The sequence below is a fragment of the uncultured Tateyamaria sp. genome (assembly GCF_947503465.1).
Taxonomy (GTDB): Bacteria; Pseudomonadota; Alphaproteobacteria; order Rhodobacterales; family Rhodobacteraceae; genus Tateyamaria.
The window spans coordinates 848,044-867,490 of sequence record NZ_CANNDN010000001.1 but is presented as its reverse complement, the minus strand read 5'-3'; the positions used below and the strand labels follow the sequence as shown (position 1 = coordinate 867,490).

Sequence of the window (19,447 nt, the reverse complement as noted above, 5' to 3'; positions counted from 1 at the left end):
CACGTCAAACAGCGGCGTCGGGGAAGTGGCGTGCCAACGCGGCGTCATATGAAAAATCCACCTCGCGCAGCGCGTTGTGCGCGCGCAATCGGGTCCGCATGTCCGGGCTGTCGCCAATCACCTCGTCATAAAAGGCGCGCAATCCCGCCTCGCCCTGTTCGGCCTCGATCCAGCGGAAAAGATCATGCAGGGACAGGCCGCCATGTTCGGGTTTTGTGGCTGGCTTCAAATCGGCCCGGTATGACCCCTTGGCAAGGCGGTAGGCGTAGGCGCTGCGCCAGGCCTCCCACGACTTGGCGTGGCAATGGGCCAGCGCCACGTCGGTCAATTCGGCCGCGTCCGGCAGCATCTGCCCCTTCTGAAAGGCGTTGTGAATGCGCACTTCCATGTCGGGCAGACCCGTGCGCACGAACAGCTTGCCCGCAACATGGCTGAGGAACCCGCCTTTCAGGTATGGGCCGAACTGCGGGTAGATCGCGTTGACGGTTTTCTGGCGGTCCCCGCGCGCCGGCAGAAATGCCTTGAACGCGGTGTCTGAGCCGCCCAGCAGTTCCATCGGACGCACGCGCGCCGAAGAGGTTGCAGCGGGCAGATCAGCCAGCACCTGAGCCAGGGGGCGGTCGGGGACCAGGAATTCGTCCACATCCATGTGGATCAGCCAATCCACCTCGGCTTTGCGCCCGTAGGCGTGGGTGGCGTTCATGGTCTGGCGTGCCTGATGCTTGACCGGGCGCGTGCCGCCCAGCTTGCGCCAGTGGTCATCGTCGCAGATCTGTACGCGCACTTTGGGATGTGCCTTCAACAGTTTGAAGGCGGTGTCGTTGGCATCGTCCAGGTAGATGTAAAGCCGGTGCGCGCCCTGGTCGAGGTGATGGGCCGCAAAGCGCAGGATGTCGGGTGTCGGTGCCAGGATGGTTGTGGACAGTCCCCAGGTGGCCAAGGTTCAGTCCTCCAATTTGCCGAAATAGCGGGCGACCTTGGCATCAAGGTCCAACCGTTCGGTTCGCAGCATGTCATGGGCGGCCAGAAGGTCAAGCCGCGCGGGCGTGGGCACGCACATCTCGGAATGGAAGGCACGTAGGGCGTCGGGGTCCGGGTCCTCTATCAGGGCGCGGATCAGGTGACCCCTGGGGTTTGGCTGGCCTTTGCGATCCTGATAGCTGCCGTGTGCGAGGCGGTAGGTCATATGCCGTTCAAAGGTGTCGAAATCCGGGGCATGGGCGTGCCCCAACTCGACCCCCGGCAACGTGCCGGCCCCGCGCACGATGTCACCCCGCAAGCGCAGCGCATGGATGCCGAAACGGATGTCGGGCAGGCCCCGGCGCGCGATGACCTTGGGACTGCCGGTGCCGATGAATCCGCCGCGGATCAGGGGGCCGAACCGCGGGTACACCACCGCACGTTCGTCTACAGTGGCGTATCGTTTGAAGTGATGCAATCCGGGTGGGCTTTTCATCATTTCAACGGGTTGCATCGCGACATGCGTACAGTTTGGATCCACGCCAGCCAGCAGGTTCCGCAACGGCTCTCGCGTCAGGATGAATTCGTCTACGTCGATATGCGCCAGCCAATCCAGCTTGATCATGCGATACATGCGTGTTGCGTTGAAGACCTGGCGCATCTGGTGGGTGGAGCGCGCGCGGTTGGACTTGCCGTGCCAATACGCATCATCGCATTGCGTGTAGCGCACTTTTGGATGCGCGAGCCGCTGTGCGATGGTTGGACTTGGCGTGTCCAGGTGAACGTGGATGCGATCGGCGCCCAGATCAAGGTGGTAGGCCACAAATTCGGCCACTTTACGCAAGGGGGCCTTGACCGTGGTCACGATGCCCCAGCGCAACTGATCCGGGTTCGTCTGGACCGGCTGCGGGACAGAAAGAATTGGCCCGCGCGCCATAACGTCAGACCATCATTTCCTTGGTCGCGCTGAGCGTCACGTCGGGATAGTCGCGCGTCACCCGGTCGATGTCCCATTGCAAGCGCGTGAGGTAGACGATGTCGCCATCATGGTCGTGGCTGATATGCTGCTTGTTGGATTCTGAAAACTTGTCAACGGCTTGGCGGTCGCCGCTCACCCAGCGGGCGGAGGTGAATTGCGACTGCTCGAACCGCACGGGCAGGCCGTATTCCAGCTCGATCCGGCTTGCCAGCACTTCGAATTGCAGCGCGCCCACGACACCGACGACAAAGCCCGAGCCGATGGCGGGTTTGAACACCTTGGCGGCCCCTTCCTCGGCAAATTGCATCAGCGCCTTTTCCAGATGCTTTGCCTTCAGCGGATCACCGGCGCGGACGCCTTGCAAGAGTTCGGGCGCAAAGCTGGGAATTCCTGTAACACGCAAAGCTTCACCTTCGGTTAACGTGTCGCCAATGCGCAGTTGGCCGTGGTTGGGGATGCCGATGATGTCGCCGGCCCAGGCCTCTTCCGCGAGTTCGCGGTCTGAGGCGAGGAACATCACCGGGTTCGAGATGGCCATGGGTTTCTTGGACCGCACATGGGTCAGTTTCATCCCGCGTTTGAAGTGCCCCGACGCCATGCGCAGGAATGCCACGCGGTCGCGGTGCTTGGGATCCATATTCGCCTGCACCTTGAAGACAAAGCCGGATACCTTTGATTCCTCTGGCAAAATCTGCCGTGGCTCCGCGGTCTGGACCTGTGGCTCTGGCCCGTATGTGGCGATGCCGTCCATCAGTTCCTTGACACCAAATGAGTTGATGGCAGAACCGAACCAGATGGGCGTCAGCGTGCCCTGCAGCATCGCATCGGGGTCCAGCGGGGGCAACAATTCGCGCGCCATTTCAAGCTCTTCGCGCAGTTGGGTCAACTGCGCCTCGGGCACGTGTTCAGCCAGCTTTGGATCGTCCAGACCGTTGATTTCAATGCTTTCCGCGACCTTGTTCCGGTCGGCCCGGTCCATCAGTTCCAGCCGGTCGCGCAGGATGTCATAGCAGCCCAGGAAATCGCGGCCCATGCCGATGGGCCAACTGGCAGGGGTCACGTCGATTGCCAGGTTTTCCTGGATTTCGTCAATGATCTCAAAGACGTCACGGCTTTCGCGGTCCATCTTGTTGCAGAATGTCAGGATCGGCAGATCGCGCAGGCGGCACACCTCGAACAGCTTCTGTGTTTGGCTTTCAACGCCTTTGGCGCCGTCAATGACCATGATGGCGGCGTCCACCGCAGTGAGTGTCCGGTAGGTATCTTCGGAGAAGTCGGAGTGGCCGGGCGTGTCCACCAGATTAAAGCGGAACGTGTTGGATTTGTTGGTAAAATCGAACGACATCGCCGAGGCGGACACAGAGATGCCCCGGTCTTTCTCCATCGCCATGAAGTCCGAGCGCGTGCGCCGCGCCTCGCCCTTGGCACGGACCTGACCGGCCATCTGGATGGCCCCGCCGAACAGCAGGAATTTCTCGGTCAATGTCGTCTTGCCCGCGTCGGGGTGCGAGATGATCGCGAAGGTCCGGCGGCGGGCGATTTCGGGGGGCAATTCAGGACGATTGTCTAGCATAGGTGCCCTATATCGGGGGCAGACCAAGGGGGCAAGAACCGCAAATTCGGGTGTGCACATCCTGTGCACAGAGTGTGCACAGACCGTACACCGCTGTGGTGCATCCAAGCCTGCTGTCAGAAAATGTCAGGGGGGTCGCCTAGGGTGGTTCGTATCAAGGCTGAGGAGGACACCGCCATGACATTGCAAGAGATCGCCGACAAGCTGGTCGACGGCTGCCGTACGAACACTGCCGTCGGCAACCTGGAGACACTGTACGCGGCAGATGCCGTTTCCGTCGAAGCCATGGACAATGGCATGGGGCGCGAAGCGCAGGGCATTCCCGCCATTCGTGGCAAGCATGAGTGGTGGGAGTCCACATTCGAAATGCTGGATGGGTCAATCTCTGACCCGATGATGCACCCCGACGACCGGTTCGCCGTGATTTTTGAACTGAAGGCGAAGAACAAGGAAACCGGCGAGGTCACCGACATGAAGGAAGTGGCGCTGTACACCGTTGCAGGTGGCAAGATCGTGCGGGAAGAATTCTTCTATCCGCTGTGATCACTGACCGGTCAGGGCCGCGCGATCAGCACGTCACAGGGCGGATCGCGCATCAGGTCCGTGGCAAGTGATCCCAACAGGCTGCGAGCGGCGCCCACACGACCATGGGCGCCGACCGTGATCAGGTCGACGCCGGCATGATCGACCTTTCCATGGAGGATCTGCATGGGCGATCCGGGTATGATTTCGAGGTCGGCCATGTGCTGCGTCGGCAACGTCTCCCGCTCCAACCATGTTCGTGCGGCGCTTTCGGCCTCGTGGCGAAAGCTGGCCTCGATCGCGTCGGCCGCGGCGGTGCTGTGCGACAGCCGCCCGGCATAGGGGATGTGCAGCGTATGCACAGGCGTGATGTGGGCCGCAGGCGCGATCAGATGGGCCAGGCGCAATGCTGCGCTGCTGGCCGGAGAGAAATCACAGGCGGCGACCACCTTGGCGTAGGGATGATCCGCCCGATCCGTGACCAGCAGGACGGGTGTGGCGGTCAGTCTTGCGATCCGCTGCATCGTCGTTTCCCGGATCGCATCCAGGATCGCGCGTGCCCTGTGGGTGCCCATCACCAGCAGATCCACATCCGCCGTGCAGGCCTGCACGATGGCGGTTGTCGGATCGCCGGGCTGCACATCCACGGTGACATCCACCCCATCGCAGGCTGACGCCACGAAATGTGCGATGGTCGATTGCGTCCTGTCATGCACCATGGCGATCAGGTCCGCAGGCATGGCATCGTCCAGCACGGTCATCACCCGCAAGCGGGCGCCATGGTCCCGCGCGATCTGGGCGGCGCGGCGCACGGCCCGGTCAGACCGGGCGGACAGGTCGGTTGCGACAAGGACAGAGGTCAGCGTGGTCATCGAAATCTCCCGTTTCGGATGGTCGCATCCGGTATGGAGACAGTGGCGATGCCGCGCCTTGACCTGCGTCAAGTGCGGTCGGGGTCAACGCGTCGAGGCGCGGCGCAGCAGTTCCGCCGCATCGGGCCGGTCCAGAAGGGTTTCCGTGACATCAAGCCCCGACAGGCCCGCATCGGTATGTTCCGTCAGGCGCGCCGACACCTCGTCCGGCACCACCGGTTTGGTGCGCGTATCGATCCGCATGGATTCCGCGGCGATCCCTTCGGCATAGATGATCTGGTGGGTGTCAAACAGCAGTTCGAAATAGTCGACGAACCCGCCATCCTGCACCGTGACGCTGTCGCCGTTCACAAGGTGCCGCGCCTTGACCAGCAATTCGGACCGGCCAGCGCCAAGGCGGTCCTGGCGCTGATAGATGAAGAGCCGGTGATCGGGCGATACGATCAGGTCCCGATCGTTGTTGAGCGTGCCGGCACGGATGCGGATCGGGGCGAAATCGCCCGTTGCCCGCACCGTGGACTGACCGACCCAGCGCACCTCCTGTACGCCGTCATTGCGGGTCAGGACCCTGTCTCCGGCCTCAAGCGCTTCGATCGGTTTCTGGGCGCCGGATGCAAGCGTGATATGGGTGCCCCGCGTAAAGCGGGCGCAGGCCAGGTGGGCGAATTTGGTGCGCGCCTCGTCCCGGTCGATGCCGACCAGCGCATAGGGCGTGCGCGGCGTGAGGGCGGCCATGGGCAAAAGGTAGATATCCGCGATATGGCCGTCGCCGTCGACTTCGACCAGGACGATGGCGTCGGTGATTTGCCCGTCCGGCGACATCAGCGTCAGCGCACAATCAAGGTGGATGTCCGCACCCGGCACGCCGCAGGCGCTGCCCATGGCGACGGTCAGGCGATCGGCGGGCCCTGCGCCCAGCGACAGGCGTTCGGGCTGTGCCCCCGGCATCAGGCTGTAGACGTCGTCCAGCATCATGTCATCGGCATGGGACAGCGCATCGCCCAGATTTGCCCCTTCGCTCACGACAAAGCGGTCCGCCCGGTAGACGGGCATGCTTTGGGCGTGGGCTTGGGCGGTGTCGGTCATGCGGCTGCTCGGCTCTGTTTGGCAACGGCCTAGCGTAGAATTGTGGCGCGTGTCGGTCAACGGTTCGGCCTTTTGCTGGCACATTGGTGATCGGGCCGTTACCAGTTGGACAATGCCATGACAGGGAGAACGAAGATGGATCTGGGACTTGCAGGCAAGCGGGCGGTCGTATGCGCGTCGTCCAAGGGGTTGGGCCTGGGCTGTGCCGAGGCACTGGCCGCCGCCGGTGTGCATTTGGTGATGAACGCACGTGGGGCGGAGGCGCTTGAGGCATCCGCCAGCGCCATCAGGGCCGCCTACGGGGTCGAGGTGCAGACCGTTGCCGCCGACGTGACCACCGCAGACGGGCAGGCCGCACTGATCGCGGCGGCGGGGGATGCCGACATTCTGGTCAACAACGCCGGTGGGCCGCCCCCGGGCATGTGGCACGACTGGGACCGCGATGATTTCATCGCCGCACTGGATGCCAACATGCTGGCCCCCATCGCGCTGATCAAGGCGCTGGTGCCGGGCATGATGGATCGCGGCTGGGGCCGCGTGGTCAACATCACCTCGCAATCGGTGAAGGCGCCCATTCCCGTGCTGGGTCTGTCCAATTCGGCCCGTGCGGGCCTGACCGGTTATGTGGCCGGCACCTCGCGCCAGGTGGCCGGCAAGGGCGTGACCATCAACAACCTTTTGCCTGGCATTCACGCCACCGATCGCGCCGATGCGCTGGATGGCGGTGTCGTGAAGGCCAAGGGCATCACGCTGGAGGAGGCGCGGGCCGAACGTGCCGCAACCATTCCGGCGGGCCGCTATGGCACGCGCGAAGAGTTTGGCGCGGCCTGTGCGTTCCTGTGTTCGCAGCATGCGGGCTTTATCGTGGGGCAGAACCTGCTGCTGGACGGTGGGGCGACGGTGGCCACGATCTGATGGCCAGGGCCGCTGCCACCTTTTCGCTGAAGGATCAGCTGTTCAACGCCGACAGTCTGGGTGATCTGGCGGATGAGTTCGCCGCCGGCGTGCCGGGGTTTGACCGGGACGCCTTTCACGCGGCGGCCCTGTCCGGCATTGCAGAACGGTCCCTGATGGAGTGCCTTGATTGGTTTGCGGAGTGCCTTGAGCCGCATCTGGCACCCGATTTTCCGACCATGGCGGATCAGTTGGAGGCGGCGATGCCGCCCCGGCTGGACCCGTCGCGGCGCGATGATGATTTCGGGCGGTTCATTCATGCGGTGCCGGGCGTTCTGGCCGTGCGGCATGGGCTTGAGGGGCATCGGGAGCGGGCCCTGGACCTGCTTCATGCAGCCACGCAGCGGTTTTCGATGGAATTCTACATCCGTCCCTTTCTGAACCGCTGGCCGGACGAGACGCTGGCGCGGCTCGCGTCGTGGGTGGCGGACGACAATTACCATGTGCGGCGTCTCGTGAGCGAGGGCACACGGCCCAGGCTGCCATGGGCGCGGAAGGTGGAGCTGACGCTGGGGCAGACCTTGCCCCTGCTTGATCGGCTGCAAGCGGACCCGACACGGTTTGTCACCCGCTCTGTTGCCAATCACCTGAACGACGTGGCCAAGACCGACCCGGATGCGGTGTTGGACCGGTTGGGCGCGTGGGAGGCGGGCGGCGACCAGGCCCCGAAGGAGCGTGACTGGATGCGGCGCCATGCGCTTCGCACGCTGATCAAGGACGGGCATCCGGGGGCCATGGCGATGCTGGGATATCGTGGGGACGCACCGGTTACGGTGGCCCTGGACGTGGAAACGCCAAGGGCCGCGCTTGGTGATGCGCTGGAATTTGCGGTGACCTTGACTGCGAACGAACCGGTGCCCGCCCTTGTCGACTACCGTATCCGGTTTGCGCGGCCAAACGGCAAGCACGGCGACAAAGTGTTCAAGCTCAGGGTGGTCGAGGTGACGCCGGGCACACCATCGGTCTTGAAGAAAGTGCACAAGCTGAAGGCCAATGCGACGACATTCGAATTGCATCCGGGGGCGCACGGGCTGGTTGTTCAGGTAAATGGCGTGGACCGGGCGGAGGGCACGTTCGAGATCGTGTAGGGTCGGTGGGTGCTCTCTTGGCTGTGCCAATTCGCCCACCCGCCGACCCTGTGGAGGTTTCGCTTCGGGCCCACCAAGACAAAGCCTGTGTCTGCGGACCTGCCCTGCGCATGATCTTTGGCGTGACAGAAAGCCGCCGCCTTTCCAAGAGAAATAGACCGTCTCCCCGCGGGGCGGGGCCCCTCGGCGATTTCTCTTGCAAATCCGCCGTCTTTCCGTCCCACGTCGATCAAGCGAGGGTGGCTCCGAGACAAAGGCGGTCACGATGTGCGGCGCGCCTTTCACAAAGCTGTCAGGTCGGTGGTGTGGGGTGTTGTGGGCTGCTAACGGGTTGAAACCACAGTACGAAAGACATGTTCATGACCCCCATCGCCTTGATCGCACTTTTTGTCGTCTTGATCGGGACGAGCGTTTTGGCGGCCCCCCGCCGGGCGTCGGTGGACGGGTTTTTCTCGGGCCGGATGGGCGGACGGGCACCGGGTCTCTGGGTTCTTGTGCTGAGCCAGGTCACCACCTGGATATTTGCAAGGTCCCTGATGAACGCCGCCATCCTAGGCTACTTTTACGGCATTGCGGGCACGCTGGCCTATGCGGCCTACTACGGCAGCTTTCTGACCGGTGGCTTCATCGTGGCCCGCCTGCGTGCCCAGGGGGCCGGATCGGTGCAGGATTGGTTGGAAGATCATTTCGGGGCGGCTGGCACCGGGGCCTATAACCTGGTGATTGCACTGCGGCTTTTGTCGGAAGTGTTCGCGAATCTGCTGGTTGTGGGCCTGATCGCCGGGGCGGTGATCGACGGCAGCGGAACGGTTGCCATTCTGGTGGTGGCGGCGGTTGGCCTTGCCTATTCGGCGTGGGGCGGGCTGAGTGCGGCGCTGCGCACGGATGTGGTGCAGATGGTTGTGTTTCTGGCCGTGTTCGGCATTGCGTTCCTGTACCTGGTGCTGAGCCCCGGTTTTTCGATCGGTGCGGTTCTGACGGCGCCGGGGACGGCGGGCGCGTGGAATGGTTGGGTGCTGCTGGCCGTGGCGGCGTTGCAGGTGTTTTCCTATCCGGCACATGACCCCGTCATGATGGACCGCGGGTTCATCGCGGATGACGCCACGACGCGCCGGTCGTTCCTGCATGCGTTCTGGCTGTCGGTGATCTGCATCATCGGGTTCGGGTTCTTTGGCATTCAGGCAAGCCTTGTGGGCGCGGCATATGAGGGCGAATTGATCGGGACCTGGGGCGCGATGTTCCCGATGTGGGTTTTTGCCCTGCTGATGCTGTCGCTGCTGGTGTCGGCCCTGTCCACACTGGATTCGGCCCTGTCATCATCCGCGCGCCTGGTGGTCGAGGAACTGGCCCTGGCACCGCGTACGTTGCTGGGCGGGCGCACGGTGATGCTGGTCTTCATGGTGCTGGGCGTGGCGCTGACGCTTTGGGGCAATGCGACGCTGTTTGATGCGGTGGCTGTCAGCGGCACGGCGTCCATGTTCCTGACACCGGTCCTGATCGTTGGTCTGGTGATGGGGCGGAGGGTGCCGGTCTGGTCGTATCTGGCGGCCTTTGCTGCGGCGATGCTGGGCGCGCTGGCCTATTTCGGACGGGCCTGGCCCAGCGTTGCCGCCGTGCTGCCGGAGGGGCACAAATACGAGCAGTTGCTGGTGATCTGTGTCCTTGTCCTGGGCGTTGGATTTGCGGCGGTGCTTGCGGGCGCGCGGCGGGCCTGATACTCCCCGACTGTTTTGATCGGGAATGGGGATGCCGTGACAGCGCCTCGGCTGGAAATTCGCAATCTGGTGCGCAGCTTTGGCGGGCGGCGCGTGGTGGATGGGGTCAGCCTGTCGATCCAACCGGGGCAGGTGACGTGCCTGTTGGGGCCGTCGGGCTGTGGCAAGTCCACCACCTTGCGCATGATCGCGGGTGTCGAGATGCAGGACACCGGCGAGATCTATGTCGATGGCAAGCTGATCTGTGATACGCGGTTCCGCGTGCCACCGGAACGGCGCGAAATTGGCCTGATGTTTCAGGACTTTGCCCTGTTTCCGCATCTGAGCGTCGAAGGCAATGTCGCCTATGGGTTGAGCGGCGGCCGCGCTGAAAAGCGCGCACGGGTCGAAGAGATGCTTGCCCGAGTACGGATGGAGCGGTTCATCGACATGTATCCGCACCAGTTGTCGGGCGGCGAACAACAGCGCATTGCGCTGGCCCGTGCCCTGGCCCCGCGGCCGCGCATCATGCTGATGGACGAGCCGTTTTCGGGCCTCGACAACCGGTTGCGCGACGGCATCCGGGACGAGACGCTCGCGATCCTCAAGGAAGAGGACACAGGTGTGCTGCTGGTGACCCACGAGCCCGAGGAAGCCATGCGCATGGCCGACGAGATTGCACTGATGCGCGACGGGCAGATCGTGCAGCAGGGCGCACCCTATAACGTCTATACCCGGCCCGTGGACCGGGCATCGGTTGCGTTTTTCAGTGATGCGAACCGGTTGCACGCGGTGGTGGAGGGGGCCTTGGCCATGACACCCTTTGGCCGCTTCCTGGCCCCCGGCGTGGCCGATGGAACGCAGGTCGATATCGTGTTTCGCCCGCAGCATGTGAAGATCGACTTTGACCGGGCCGGGGTGGGGCCGGGGCCGACAGCGGCCGAGGGCACCGCGGCGCGCGCCCATGTGGTGCGGGCGCGGTTCATGGGCAACGAAAGCCTGGTCGAATTTCGGCTGGATGACGGTTTGGCCGTCATCAAGGCGACTGTCCCCGGCGTGTTCCTGCCCCAGCCGGACACCGTCATGTGGCTGCGGGTGCGCCGCGACAAGTGCTATGTATTTCCCAGCGCGGAGGCGGCGGAATGAAGGATCCGATGATTGTGGAGTTTGGCCTGGGCACCTCGCTGCGCCGGGGCAGTTATACCGAGGCCGCGGCGCGGGCGATCCGGGCGGCGTTGTGGCGCAACTCGATCAATCTGGCCGAATATATGGGCGTGGGCAAAGAGGATATGCGCATCGAAGTGCATATCGGCTGTGCACGGCCTGAGCTGGTGGATACCAGCGTTCTGGCCGAGGTGTTTCCCTATGGCGCGACGTCCTTTGTCGTGGGGCATGGGGGGCTTGATGTGGCCCGTCCCGAAGGCGTGGGCAATCCGACCGTGATGGCGCAGGCCGCACTGGTTGTGTCGGTGGAGATGCAGGGTGGCTGAGCAGCGGTTGATCATCGAGATGGCGCAGGGTGTGGACCTGCACGGGCGCGACGATACCAAGGCGGCGCGGCGCGCGGTGGAGCAGGCCTTGCAGGGGGCATCCTTGCCGATCTTTGGCACGCTGGGTGTGGACCGGGACAGCATGCGCGTGGTCGTGCACATTGGCGTGCCACGGCCCGAGGCGGTGGATGTGCAGATGATTGCCGGGGTGTTGCCCTATGGGACGGTCGAGGTTGTGGCCGAGCGGGGCGGGCTGGACGTGCCGGTCGCGGGTGATGTGGCCGTGATGGCGGTGGCGGCGATTGAAGTGTTCTTGCCGGTGCGCTGACGGGGTGCACTCTTTGCTGCGCAAATTCGCCCACCCGCCAGCCCGGGGCCTTTTCGCTTCGGGCTCACCAAACCCAGGGTTTCGGAGCCACCCTCGCTTGATCTTTCGTCTGACAGGTCGCTGCCATCTTCCCAAGAGAAATAGACCGTATCCCCGCTTGCGGGGCCCCTCGGCGATTTCTCTTGGCAAGCTGCCAACGGCCTGTCGTCCGACGATGCAGCGAGGGCGGCTCCGAAACCAGGGTCACAGGTTCGGGTCGTAGTCGGCAAGCCGTTTGCCCGGTTCGTCCACGAACATTTCCGGCAGTGCCTCGGCGCTTTGGATCAGGTCCACCCGGAAGACGCGGAAGTCATTGCGCATTTCGCACCAGCTTGTGAGCGTCCAGACCCGGCCCCAATATTCCATGTGCAAGGGGCGGATGGTGCGCGTGGTGATGCGGTCGCCCTTGGAATGGTAGGTGAGCCGGAGTTTCTGCCGGGCCCGGATCGCGGCGCGCAAGGTGGGCATCTGGGCAAAGCCGCGCACGGCATCCGCAAAGGGGTAGACCGCGAATTTCCACTTGTCGGCCTCGGCCACCGTGCGTTCCGGCAGAACCGCGTCGATCTTGTCCGCCAATGTGCGGGCCGCGGATTTGAGCGTGTCATCGGCGGCTTCCGCCACGATGGCCATGCCCAGGTTCAGCGCCTCGAGTTCTTCGGTGGTGAGCGTCAGGGGCGGCAGGCTGATCGCTTCGGTGATCATGTAGCCCACGCCGCGTTCGCCCTGCACGGGCACGCCGGAGGCCACCAGCGTGTCCATGTCGCGGTAGATGGTGCGCACCGACACTTCGCAGATATCCGCCATGTCCTGCGCTGTGTGCAACTGTCCGTCGCGCAGGATCTGGATGATGTCAAACAGGCGGTCGGTGCGGCGCATGCTACTCCTGTTGCAGCTGGATCGGCGCGTGGCGCATGTCCATGCCTTCGGGGTTGATCATGGCCATGAAGGGTTGCGCCTCGGGCCGTTCAAACATCTGTGCGGCGGCGGATTTGGCGGCTTCGAGCGAGGTCCAGGTGATATGATCGGTCCACAGGCCCGTGTCGTCGGATGACAGCGTGCGTTGGATCATGGCACCTGTGCTGCGCAGGAAGGGCCCCATGTCGTCGGCGGCAGCGATGAATGCGGTGGGGTCGGTGCCTTCGGCCAGGCGGAACGTCACGATTTCGGCCACGGGGCCGGACGTCCGGGTACCTTCGCCGGCTGCCGCGTGGGCAAGGGTGACGGCAAAAAGGGTGGTCATCATGGTGCGCATCGATATCTCCTGTTGTTCGAGCGGTGATGCGCCTGTGTTAGCGGGGTCCAACTGACATTAACCTGTCAGTTGCGTGCGGGCCACTGCAAATTTCGCCGAATTTTGTCACGTCTGTGACCGGGCGGGCGGCCCTGAGCCTTTTCGCAGGTGCGGCAAGACCATAGAACAGGGTCCGACAGCGGGCGCACTCTGCGCCCCGAGAGATGGGAGAGACACCATGGGAATTGGAAACATCGGACTTCCGGGCCTGCTGCTGATCGCGGTTGTGGTGCTGGTGCTGTTTGGACGCGGCAAGATTTCGAGCCTGATGGGTGAGGTCGGAAAGGGCATCACCAGCTTCAAGAAGGGCATCAGCGAAGGCAAGGAAGAGCTGGAAGCGGCCAAGGCCGACGACGCCAAGGACATCACGCCCGAGACCGATAAAGACAAGGTGTAAGGCGCATGTTTGACCTCGGGCTGGCCGAGCTGCTGATCATCGGGATCGTGGCACTGATTGTCATCGGCCCCAAGGAACTGCCCGTCGTGTTTCGCAATGTCGGGCGTTTCGTGGGCAAGGCCCGTGGCATGGCACGCGAGTTTTCGACCGCGATGAACGAGGCCGCGGACGAGGCGGGTGTCAAGGATATCCAACGTACGATCAAGTCAGCCACCAATCCGGTCAAAAGCGCCATGGATGGGGTCAAGGATGCGACGCGGGACATGACATCGTCCCTGACGGACCTCGACCCTGAAAGCGAGACTGGCAAGATGGCCGCCGAACAGGCCGAACGTGCGGAAAACGCGCGCAAGATCCAGGCCGCGACCGCCCGTGCCCAGGCCGAGCGCAAGGCAAAGGAAGCCGCTGACGCCCTGGCCAAGGCCGAAGAGCTGGAAGCACAGGCCCCGAAAGAGAGCTAAATGAGCCAGTCAGAGAACATTGATGACAGCACGGCGCCGCTGATCGAGCATCTGGCCGAGTTGCGCACCCGCCTGATCCGGTCCGTGATCGCGTTCATCATTGCCATCACCATCTTCTTCATCCCGATCCAGGGCGAATTCATCGCGGCCCACGTGCTGGAATTCCTGCTGGACCCGATCGAAAACACGTTGCGGGCGCTGGGTGATCCGTCGCCCACCTTCCAGTATACCAGCCCGCAGGAATACCTGTTTACACTGTTTCGGGTGTCGATGGTCTTTGGCTTCGGCATCGCCTTTCCGGTGATTGGCTTCCAGATGTGGCGCTTTGTGGCCCCGGGCCTGTACCGCCAGGAAAAGACTGCGTTTCTGCCATTTCTTGTCGCCTCGCCGTTGATGTTCATTCTGGGGGCCAGCTTTGCCCAGTTCGTGGTGACGCCGCTGGCCATGCGGTTCCTTCTGGGATTTGCCGATGCGTCGTCCATGTTCACGAGCATTCTGGGGGGTGGGGCCACGCCGGAAGCAGGTGATGGACCGACGATCGTGTTCAACGGTAAGGTCAATGAAAGCCTTGATATCACGCTGAAATTCATCATGGCCTTTGGCTTGTGCTTTCAATTGCCGGTGCTGTTGACGCTGATGGGCAAGGCGGGGCTGGTCAGTTCCGAGGGCCTTGGCAACGTGCGCAAATACGCCATGGTTGGCATCCTTGTGCTGGCCGCGGTTGTGACGCCGCCGGATGTGATCACGCAGTTGATCCTGTTTACCGTGGTGTATGGCTTGTACGAAATTTCCATCTGGTTGGTGGCCCGGGTCGAGACCAAGCGCGACGCCAGGCTGCGCGAAGAAGGGTATTTCGACGACGAGGAAGACCTTGGTGATCTGCCCGAGGAAGACGCCAAGTGATCGATGATCCGATGGACCGCATCGCGGCGGCGCTGGAACGGATGGCGCCGGCCCCGCTGCAAGCGCCCGATTTCAATGCGGCCGCAGCCTTTGTCTGGCAGACCGGACCTGACCGGTTGGAGCCTGTGTCCCACGTCAGCCGCGTGCCCCTTGATCTGCTTTTGGGCGTTGACCGGTCGCGCGACACCTTGTTGGCCAATACGCGCCAGTTTGCGCAGGGACTGCCAGCCAACAACGCACTGCTCTGGGGCGCGCGGGGTATGGGAAAGTCAAGCCTTGTCAAGGCGATACATGGTGATCTTGAGGCTGAATATGCGCAGCTGAAGATCGTGGAGCTGCACCGCGAGGACTTGCCGTCGGTGGGCCGGTTGCTGAACGTGCTGCGCGAGGCGCCCGATGCGCGCTTTCTTCTGTTCTGTGACGATCTGAGCTTTAGCCATGATGACCAGCATTACAAATCGCTCAAGGCGGTTCTGGATGGGGGCATCGAAGGGCGGCCGGATAACGTGATCCTGTATGCCACGTCAAACCGCCGCCACCTGATGCCGCGTGACATGATCGAGAACGAGCGGGGCAGTGCGATCAACCCGTCCGAGGCGGTTGAGGAAAAGGTGTCGCTCTCGGACCGGTTTGGCCTGTGGCTTGGCTTTCATGCCTGCGATCAGGATCAGTATCTGGCGATGATCCGGGGCTATTGCGCGGCCTACGGGGTCGAGATGGACGCGGACACATTGAGGGCCGAGGCGATCGAATGGCAGGCCACGCGCGGGTCCCGGTCCGGGCGTGTCGCGTGGCAGTTTTTCTGCGATCTGGCCGGGCGGCGGGGCGTGGCGATCTAGGCCGCCAGCACCTGCGCCTCAAACCCTCTCAGGCAAGGGGCACACATCGGGCCGTAGGCGTCGAGATCGGGAAAAAGGCGCGCAATCTCGGCCTGTGCGGCATCACCGACAGCGCCCATGGCGATGGCACCGGGATACAGGGTTTCGCTCCAGATCCCGTGTGATTGCACCACCTGGTGACTGCTCAGAAGGATATGGTGATAGGTCACGCGCCCGCCGGGCTTGCGATACACGCCGTCAAGGCATGACAGATCCTTGGCCCGCACCAGCACCTCGTCTTGGCCAAACAGCAATTCGGCACGCCAATCGTTCAGGAGGATGGCATGTTGCGGTGACACAACCAGGTCACGGTCATTGCCAAGCGTTCCGGCAGAGATCACGATGGGCGCCAGTTCGCCATTTGCGACAACCGTGGTTTGACCGCACCACAGGATGGGTTGCGGGCCGCTGCGATCTGTTATGACCAGATCGCCATCCTGCAGCGTTTCGATGGCGCGGGGGCCATAGGGGGTTTCAATCAAGGTGCCCGATGCGAAACACACGATCGCACCGCCCAGATCGCCGTGAGGGACAAATTCGTCATTCTCGACAATGCCGCCAATGGTCAGATCCGTGTTGGGCGGGGGCAACCCGTCCGGAAACACAAGGAAATAGCCGTCTTCGTCCGTCGCCGTGGCATCCGCGCCGTCATTCAGGTCGTTGTCATTGTTCAGGTCGACATCGATCACCGCGACCTGCCAGGTCGTCGTGCCGTCCGTCACGGTAAAGGTATAGTCCCAGATGATCTGGCGCTCGGTCCCTTCGATGAACACGGTCTGGGGAAACGCCCCGTCTAACCGTTCCTGGGCCTGTACCGTTTCGTTGTTGTTGCCGTCGCCGTTGAAGACGGTCGCGCCATCATTCTCGTTGACGACGAAATAGGTGGTGTCGCCCGTATAGCTCCATGTCCCTGTCGGGGCGAAAGCATAGTTGTTGGCGGCCCCGTTGACCGTGGTTTGGATGCCGCGCAGGGCAAAGCTGTATCCGTAAAAGACAGGCATGGGCCTGAACCAATCCAATTCGTTTCGTTGGATTGTTTCTGATCCCGCAACCGGGCGGTCTTAGGGCCAAACACGGGCGTTTTAGGAAAATTGAGGGAAAGTTTGCGGCAAACATGGCGCAATCACCCGCATTGCGGGCGCTGCGCCACATTTTAGGCCCGTTGGCTGCTATTCAAAGAACGGATTGGGGTTCACGCTGTCGAAACCGTCACGCACTTCGAAATGCACATAGGCGGTGTCCGCGGTGTCCCGCAGTTTCGCGATGGACTGGCCCCGGGATACGCTCTGGTCCTTGGTCACGGACACATCGGTGACGTTTGCGTAAACGGTCAGCAGGTTGTCTGGATGGCGCACAACGATGATCGGCACGCCTTCGGCGCTTTTGGTGATGGCCGCGACGGTTCCTGCGGCAGCGGCCTTCACGGCTGTGCCGGGGGCCGCCTGGATGTCGATGCCTTCGTTCCGGCCTTTGGAATAGTCGCGGATGATCGCGCCCTGCACCGGCAGCGACATGGCGGCTGTCTGCGCGGGTGCGCTGGTCTCACCGACATCTGCAACCGGTGTCCCGGGGGCCGGGGCCGCGGCAGGTGGGGTGGCGGTGTCGTCCTCCGGCAACGGCTGGGCCGAACTGGGCGGCAGCGGGGTGGGTGAACCGGCGCCGGGGGCCGTTGTTGTGGTCGTGTCTGCGCGGTCCGGGGCGGCCACGCGTGCAACGGGGATCAACAGGAACTGCCCCTCGCGGATCGCGAAATCGGCGCCCAGACCGTTCCATTCCGCCAGTGACTTGGCGGGCACCTGATAGAGCCGCGCAATGGTAAAGGCCGTCTCGCCCCGTTCCACACGGTGGCGGATCGGTTCCTGACCAGTCTGCGGCAAGGCGGTGCGCGGGGTGTCTGCGACAGGCGTCGGCGCAGCATTGTCGATGGCATTGCCAGCCAGCGTGGTCACGTCCACCGCGCCCGGCTGGATCGGTCCGGTGCCGATGGCCCCGGTGGCCGGCGACGGTTCGGCCACGCGCCGGGGCAGGGCGATGATCTCGCCGCTGCGCAGGGGCACATCGGCGGCGACACCGTTAAAGCTTGCCAGATCGTCGGCGGGCAGGCCCACACGGGCGGCCACATCCGCAAGCGTGTCGCCCCGGTTGGCGACGGCGACCTGATAGTTGGGATAGGAGATGACGCCGCGATTGTCGGGCCGGGGCCGGTCAGCGGTGGCGTTCTGTGCCGCGGGTGCGGTCGAGAACCCGCCACCCAGACCGCGCAGGTCGAAATCCAGCGGCTCGTCACAGGCGGCCAGTACCAGCAGGCCACAGGTTGCCATCATCAGGGGCGCGCGGCTGCGCTTTTGCATCGGGATCATCTGCATCGTCCTCTGCCGGGCCCCTCGTGGGTGGGGGCCTTGTCGGTTGCGCACTGTTTTACACCAGTTTCACTCTTTGCCCAAGCCCTCGAGCAAGGGAACAAAGCGCACGTCGCGCAATTCGTCGTATTCAAGGCCCTGCGCCGTCTTGTGCACACGGATCAGGCTTTGCACCGTATCGGACTGTCCGACGGGCAGCACCATGATCCCGCCCTCCTTCAACTGCCCCAGCAACGGGCCCGGCGGGTCCTCGGCAGCGGCGGTCACGATGATACGGTCAAAGGGGGCCTGATCCGGCAGCCCGTATGATCCGTCCCCGGTGATTGCGGTGATGGTGTGCAGATTCAGCTCTTCGAAGATGTCGCGCGCCTCGCGCACCAGACGGCGATGGCGGTCAATCGTGTAGACACGGCGCGCCAGCTTGGCCAGGATCGCCGCCTGATAGCCGGAGCCGGTGCCGATCTCGAGCACCTTGTCACGGGGGCTGACCTGCAACGCCTGGGTCATCAGGCCCACGACCGACGGCTGGCTGATTGTTTGCCCACAGGCGATGGGCAAGGGCATGTCTTCGTAGGCGCGTTCGGCAAAAAGCCCACGGACAAAGGGCCCACGGTCGATTTCCTCCATGGCCTGCAGCACGCGCTTGTCCGTCACGCCCTTTGAGCGCAGGGCGTAAAGAAACTGCATCTTGCGTGTGGCGAGGTCGGCGGCGTCGTCACTCATGTGGCGATGGACCCCAACTGCCCCAGCATGTCATGGGCGGTGTAATCGGCGCGCATGGGGGTGACCGAGATGTAGCCGTCAAGGTTTACGGCAGCATCCGTGCCCGGCGCCGTCGGCACCTGCTGATTGCCGCCCTTGATCCAGAGGAAGTTGCGTCCATTGGGTGATTGCGTCTGTTCGGTGTGAAAGCCGACACCGGGTCGGAGGCCTTGCGGGACCAGTTTGGTGCCCTGCACGGATGCGGCCGCAACCGGCGGGACATTGACGTTGTAAAACAGCTGGTAGCCCGGCTGCACCTCCGGCGTGGCGGCGACAATCCGCTCAACTACATCCTTGAGGTGGGTCGCCGACGCCTCGAACGGATCATCAAGCGCGCGGTTCTCGGGCCCGAAATACTGCGACAGGGCTATGGAAAGCACGCCCTGAAGCGCCCCTTCGATCGCTGCACCCAGCGTTCCCGAGTACAGCGCGTTTTCTGCCGAATTGTTGCCCCGGTTCACCCCGGACAGGATCAGGTCCGGCGGGCCGTCCAGCACCTGGTGCAGGGCGGCCAGCACGCAATCGGCCGGCGATCCTTCGACCGTGTAGCGGTGCGGACCGATCTGCTGGAACATGAAGGGGCGGGCATAGTTGATGCAATGTCCCACACCGGATTGTTCGAAGGCCGGGGCCACTGTCGTGACATGCCCATCCGGCCCGGCCACATCTGCGGCGATCCGTTCCAGCACCGTCAGGCCGGGGGCCGAGATACCGTCGTCATTGGTGATGAGAATGCGCATGTGTTGCCCCTTTGGGCCTTACTATGGATGTGCGCCCCTTGGGGCAACTGTCGGAGCCTCCGGCGGCGAC

At 63.4% G+C, this 19,447-nt stretch carries 22 protein-coding genes; 11 read left to right on the top strand and 11 right to left on the bottom strand.

Annotated features, from left to right (window positions below):
• Nucleotides 1-4 precede the first annotated feature (4 nt).
• Genes Q0844_RS04420 through Q0844_RS04410 form a run of 3 tightly spaced genes read right to left on the bottom strand, consistent with a single transcriptional unit; the run spans nucleotide 5 to nucleotide 3,512 of the window.
• Nucleotides 5-940: a glycosyltransferase family 2 protein gene (locus Q0844_RS04420; protein WP_299042507.1), complete on the bottom strand. Its 936-nt coding sequence runs from the start codon at nucleotides 938-940 to the stop codon at nucleotides 5-7.
• Between the two features lie 3 nt (nucleotides 941-943).
• The gene (locus Q0844_RS04415) at nucleotides 944-1,897 is read right to left on the bottom strand and encodes a glycosyltransferase family 2 protein (protein WP_299042505.1); all 954 of its coding nucleotides are present in this window, start codon (nucleotides 1,895-1,897) and stop codon (nucleotides 944-946) included.
• A 4-nt stretch (nucleotides 1,898-1,901) separates the two neighbouring features.
• On the bottom strand, nucleotides 1,902-3,512 hold the full coding sequence (locus Q0844_RS04410; protein ID WP_299042504.1) for a peptide chain release factor 3: 1,611 nt from the start codon (nucleotides 3,510-3,512) through the stop codon (nucleotides 1,902-1,904).
• Nucleotides 3,513-3,689: 177 nt separating this feature from the next.
• On the opposite strand from Q0844_RS04410, the gene Q0844_RS04405 reads away from it, so the two are divergent.
• A complete protein-coding gene (locus tag Q0844_RS04405) occupies nucleotides 3,690-4,055 on the top strand; it encodes a nuclear transport factor 2 family protein (protein ID WP_299042502.1) in 366 nt (121 codons plus the stop codon).
• 11 nt (nucleotides 4,056-4,066) lie between these two features.
• Here Q0844_RS04405 and Q0844_RS04400 read toward each other — a convergent pair whose 3' ends face one another.
• The gene (locus Q0844_RS04400) at nucleotides 4,067-4,906 is read right to left on the bottom strand and encodes a universal stress protein (protein ID WP_299042500.1); all 840 of its coding nucleotides are present in this window, start codon (nucleotides 4,904-4,906) and stop codon (nucleotides 4,067-4,069) included.
• Between the two features lie 84 nt (nucleotides 4,907-4,990).
• On the bottom strand, nucleotides 4,991-5,992 hold the full coding sequence (locus Q0844_RS04395; RefSeq protein WP_299042497.1) for a Hint domain-containing protein: 1,002 nt from the start codon (nucleotides 5,990-5,992) through the stop codon (nucleotides 4,991-4,993).
• A gap of 135 nt (nucleotides 5,993-6,127) precedes the next feature.
• Here Q0844_RS04395 and Q0844_RS04390 point away from each other — a divergent pair, with 135 nt between their 5' ends.
• The 6 genes from Q0844_RS04390 (at nucleotide 6,128) to Q0844_RS04365 (ending at nucleotide 11,546) form a co-directional block, all read left to right on the top strand.
• Nucleotides 6,128-6,907, top strand: coding sequence for an SDR family oxidoreductase (locus Q0844_RS04390; RefSeq protein ID WP_299042495.1), 780 nt, complete (start codon nucleotides 6,128-6,130; stop codon nucleotides 6,905-6,907).
• Nucleotides 6,907-8,034, top strand: coding sequence for a DNA alkylation repair protein (locus Q0844_RS04385; RefSeq protein WP_299042492.1), 1,128 nt, complete (start codon nucleotides 6,907-6,909; stop codon nucleotides 8,032-8,034). Before Q0844_RS04390 ends, Q0844_RS04385 begins: the two co-directional genes overlap by 1 nt.
• 359 nt (nucleotides 8,035-8,393) lie before the next feature.
• Nucleotides 8,394-9,749 (top strand): sodium:proline symporter, encoded by a 1,356-nt coding sequence (locus Q0844_RS04380; protein ID WP_299042490.1) that lies wholly within the window; start codon nucleotides 8,394-8,396, stop codon nucleotides 9,747-9,749.
• A gap of 36 nt (nucleotides 9,750-9,785) precedes the next feature.
• Nucleotides 9,786-10,874 carry an ABC transporter ATP-binding protein gene (locus Q0844_RS04375; protein ID WP_299042487.1) on the top strand — a complete coding sequence of 363 codons (1,089 nt, stop codon included), beginning with the start codon at nucleotides 9,786-9,788 and terminating at the stop codon, nucleotides 10,872-10,874.
• Nucleotides 10,871-11,218: a Lin0512 family protein gene (locus Q0844_RS04370; RefSeq protein ID WP_299042485.1), complete on the top strand. Its 348-nt coding sequence runs from the start codon at nucleotides 10,871-10,873 to the stop codon at nucleotides 11,216-11,218. Before Q0844_RS04375 ends, Q0844_RS04370 begins: the two co-directional genes overlap by 4 nt.
• Nucleotides 11,211-11,546 carry a Lin0512 family protein gene (locus Q0844_RS04365; protein ID WP_299042483.1) on the top strand — a complete coding sequence of 112 codons (336 nt, stop codon included), beginning with the start codon at nucleotides 11,211-11,213 and terminating at the stop codon, nucleotides 11,544-11,546. The genes Q0844_RS04370 and Q0844_RS04365 overlap by 8 nt, the downstream gene beginning before the upstream one ends.
• A 243-nt stretch (nucleotides 11,547-11,789) precedes the next feature.
• On the opposite strand, the gene Q0844_RS04360 is transcribed toward Q0844_RS04365, so the two are convergent.
• Both Q0844_RS04360 and Q0844_RS04355 read right to left on the bottom strand, forming a co-directional pair.
• Nucleotides 11,790-12,461: a YafY family protein gene (locus tag Q0844_RS04360; protein ID WP_299042482.1), complete on the bottom strand. Its 672-nt coding sequence runs from the start codon at nucleotides 12,459-12,461 to the stop codon at nucleotides 11,790-11,792.
• Nucleotide 12,462: 1 nt separating this feature from the next.
• The gene (locus Q0844_RS04355; RefSeq protein ID WP_299042481.1) at nucleotides 12,463-12,837 is read right to left on the bottom strand and encodes a hypothetical protein; all 375 of its coding nucleotides are present in this window, start codon (nucleotides 12,835-12,837) and stop codon (nucleotides 12,463-12,465) included.
• Nucleotides 12,838-13,054: 217 nt separating this feature from the next.
• Between Q0844_RS04355 and Q0844_RS04350 the strand changes: the two genes are divergently transcribed.
• Genes Q0844_RS04350 through Q0844_RS04335 form a run of 4 tightly spaced genes read left to right on the top strand, consistent with a single transcriptional unit; the run spans nucleotide 13,055 to nucleotide 15,476 of the window.
• The gene (locus Q0844_RS04350; RefSeq protein ID WP_299042479.1) at nucleotides 13,055-13,273 is read left to right on the top strand and encodes a twin-arginine translocase TatA/TatE family subunit; all 219 of its coding nucleotides are present in this window, start codon (nucleotides 13,055-13,057) and stop codon (nucleotides 13,271-13,273) included.
• A gap of 5 nt (nucleotides 13,274-13,278) precedes the next feature.
• Nucleotides 13,279-13,734 (top strand): Sec-independent protein translocase protein TatB, encoded by a 456-nt coding sequence (tatB, locus tag Q0844_RS04345; protein WP_299042478.1) that lies wholly within the window; start codon nucleotides 13,279-13,281, stop codon nucleotides 13,732-13,734.
• Nucleotides 13,735-14,637, top strand: coding sequence for a twin-arginine translocase subunit TatC (gene tatC / locus Q0844_RS04340; protein ID WP_299042475.1), 903 nt, complete (start codon nucleotides 13,735-13,737; stop codon nucleotides 14,635-14,637). It abuts the gene before it with no gap.
• Nucleotides 14,634-15,476 carry an ATP-binding protein gene (locus Q0844_RS04335; RefSeq protein WP_299042473.1) on the top strand — a complete coding sequence of 281 codons (843 nt, stop codon included), beginning with the start codon at nucleotides 14,634-14,636 and terminating at the stop codon, nucleotides 15,474-15,476. Before tatC ends, Q0844_RS04335 begins: the two co-directional genes overlap by 4 nt.
• Here the strand turns inward: Q0844_RS04335 and Q0844_RS04330 are convergent.
• The 4 genes from Q0844_RS04330 to surE all read right to left on the bottom strand — a co-directional run bounded on the left by Q0844_RS04330 (nucleotide 15,473) and on the right by surE (nucleotide 19,377).
• Nucleotides 15,473-16,516: a Hint domain-containing protein gene (locus Q0844_RS04330; RefSeq protein WP_299042470.1), complete on the bottom strand. Its 1,044-nt coding sequence runs from the start codon at nucleotides 16,514-16,516 to the stop codon at nucleotides 15,473-15,475. The genes Q0844_RS04335 and Q0844_RS04330 overlap by 4 nt on opposite strands.
• Nucleotides 16,517-16,684: 168 nt before the next feature.
• Nucleotides 16,685-17,875 (bottom strand): peptidoglycan DD-metalloendopeptidase family protein, encoded by a 1,191-nt coding sequence (locus Q0844_RS04325; protein ID WP_299042467.1) that lies wholly within the window; start codon nucleotides 17,873-17,875, stop codon nucleotides 16,685-16,687.
• A 69-nt stretch (nucleotides 17,876-17,944) separates the two neighbouring features.
• A complete protein-coding gene (locus tag Q0844_RS04320; RefSeq protein ID WP_299042464.1) occupies nucleotides 17,945-18,598 on the bottom strand; it encodes a protein-L-isoaspartate(D-aspartate) O-methyltransferase in 654 nt (217 codons plus the stop codon).
• Nucleotides 18,595-19,377: a 5'/3'-nucleotidase SurE gene (surE, locus tag Q0844_RS04315; RefSeq protein WP_299042462.1), complete on the bottom strand. Its 783-nt coding sequence runs from the start codon at nucleotides 19,375-19,377 to the stop codon at nucleotides 18,595-18,597. Before surE ends, Q0844_RS04320 begins: the two co-directional genes overlap by 4 nt.
• Between the last annotated feature and the right edge of the window lie 70 nt (nucleotides 19,378-19,447).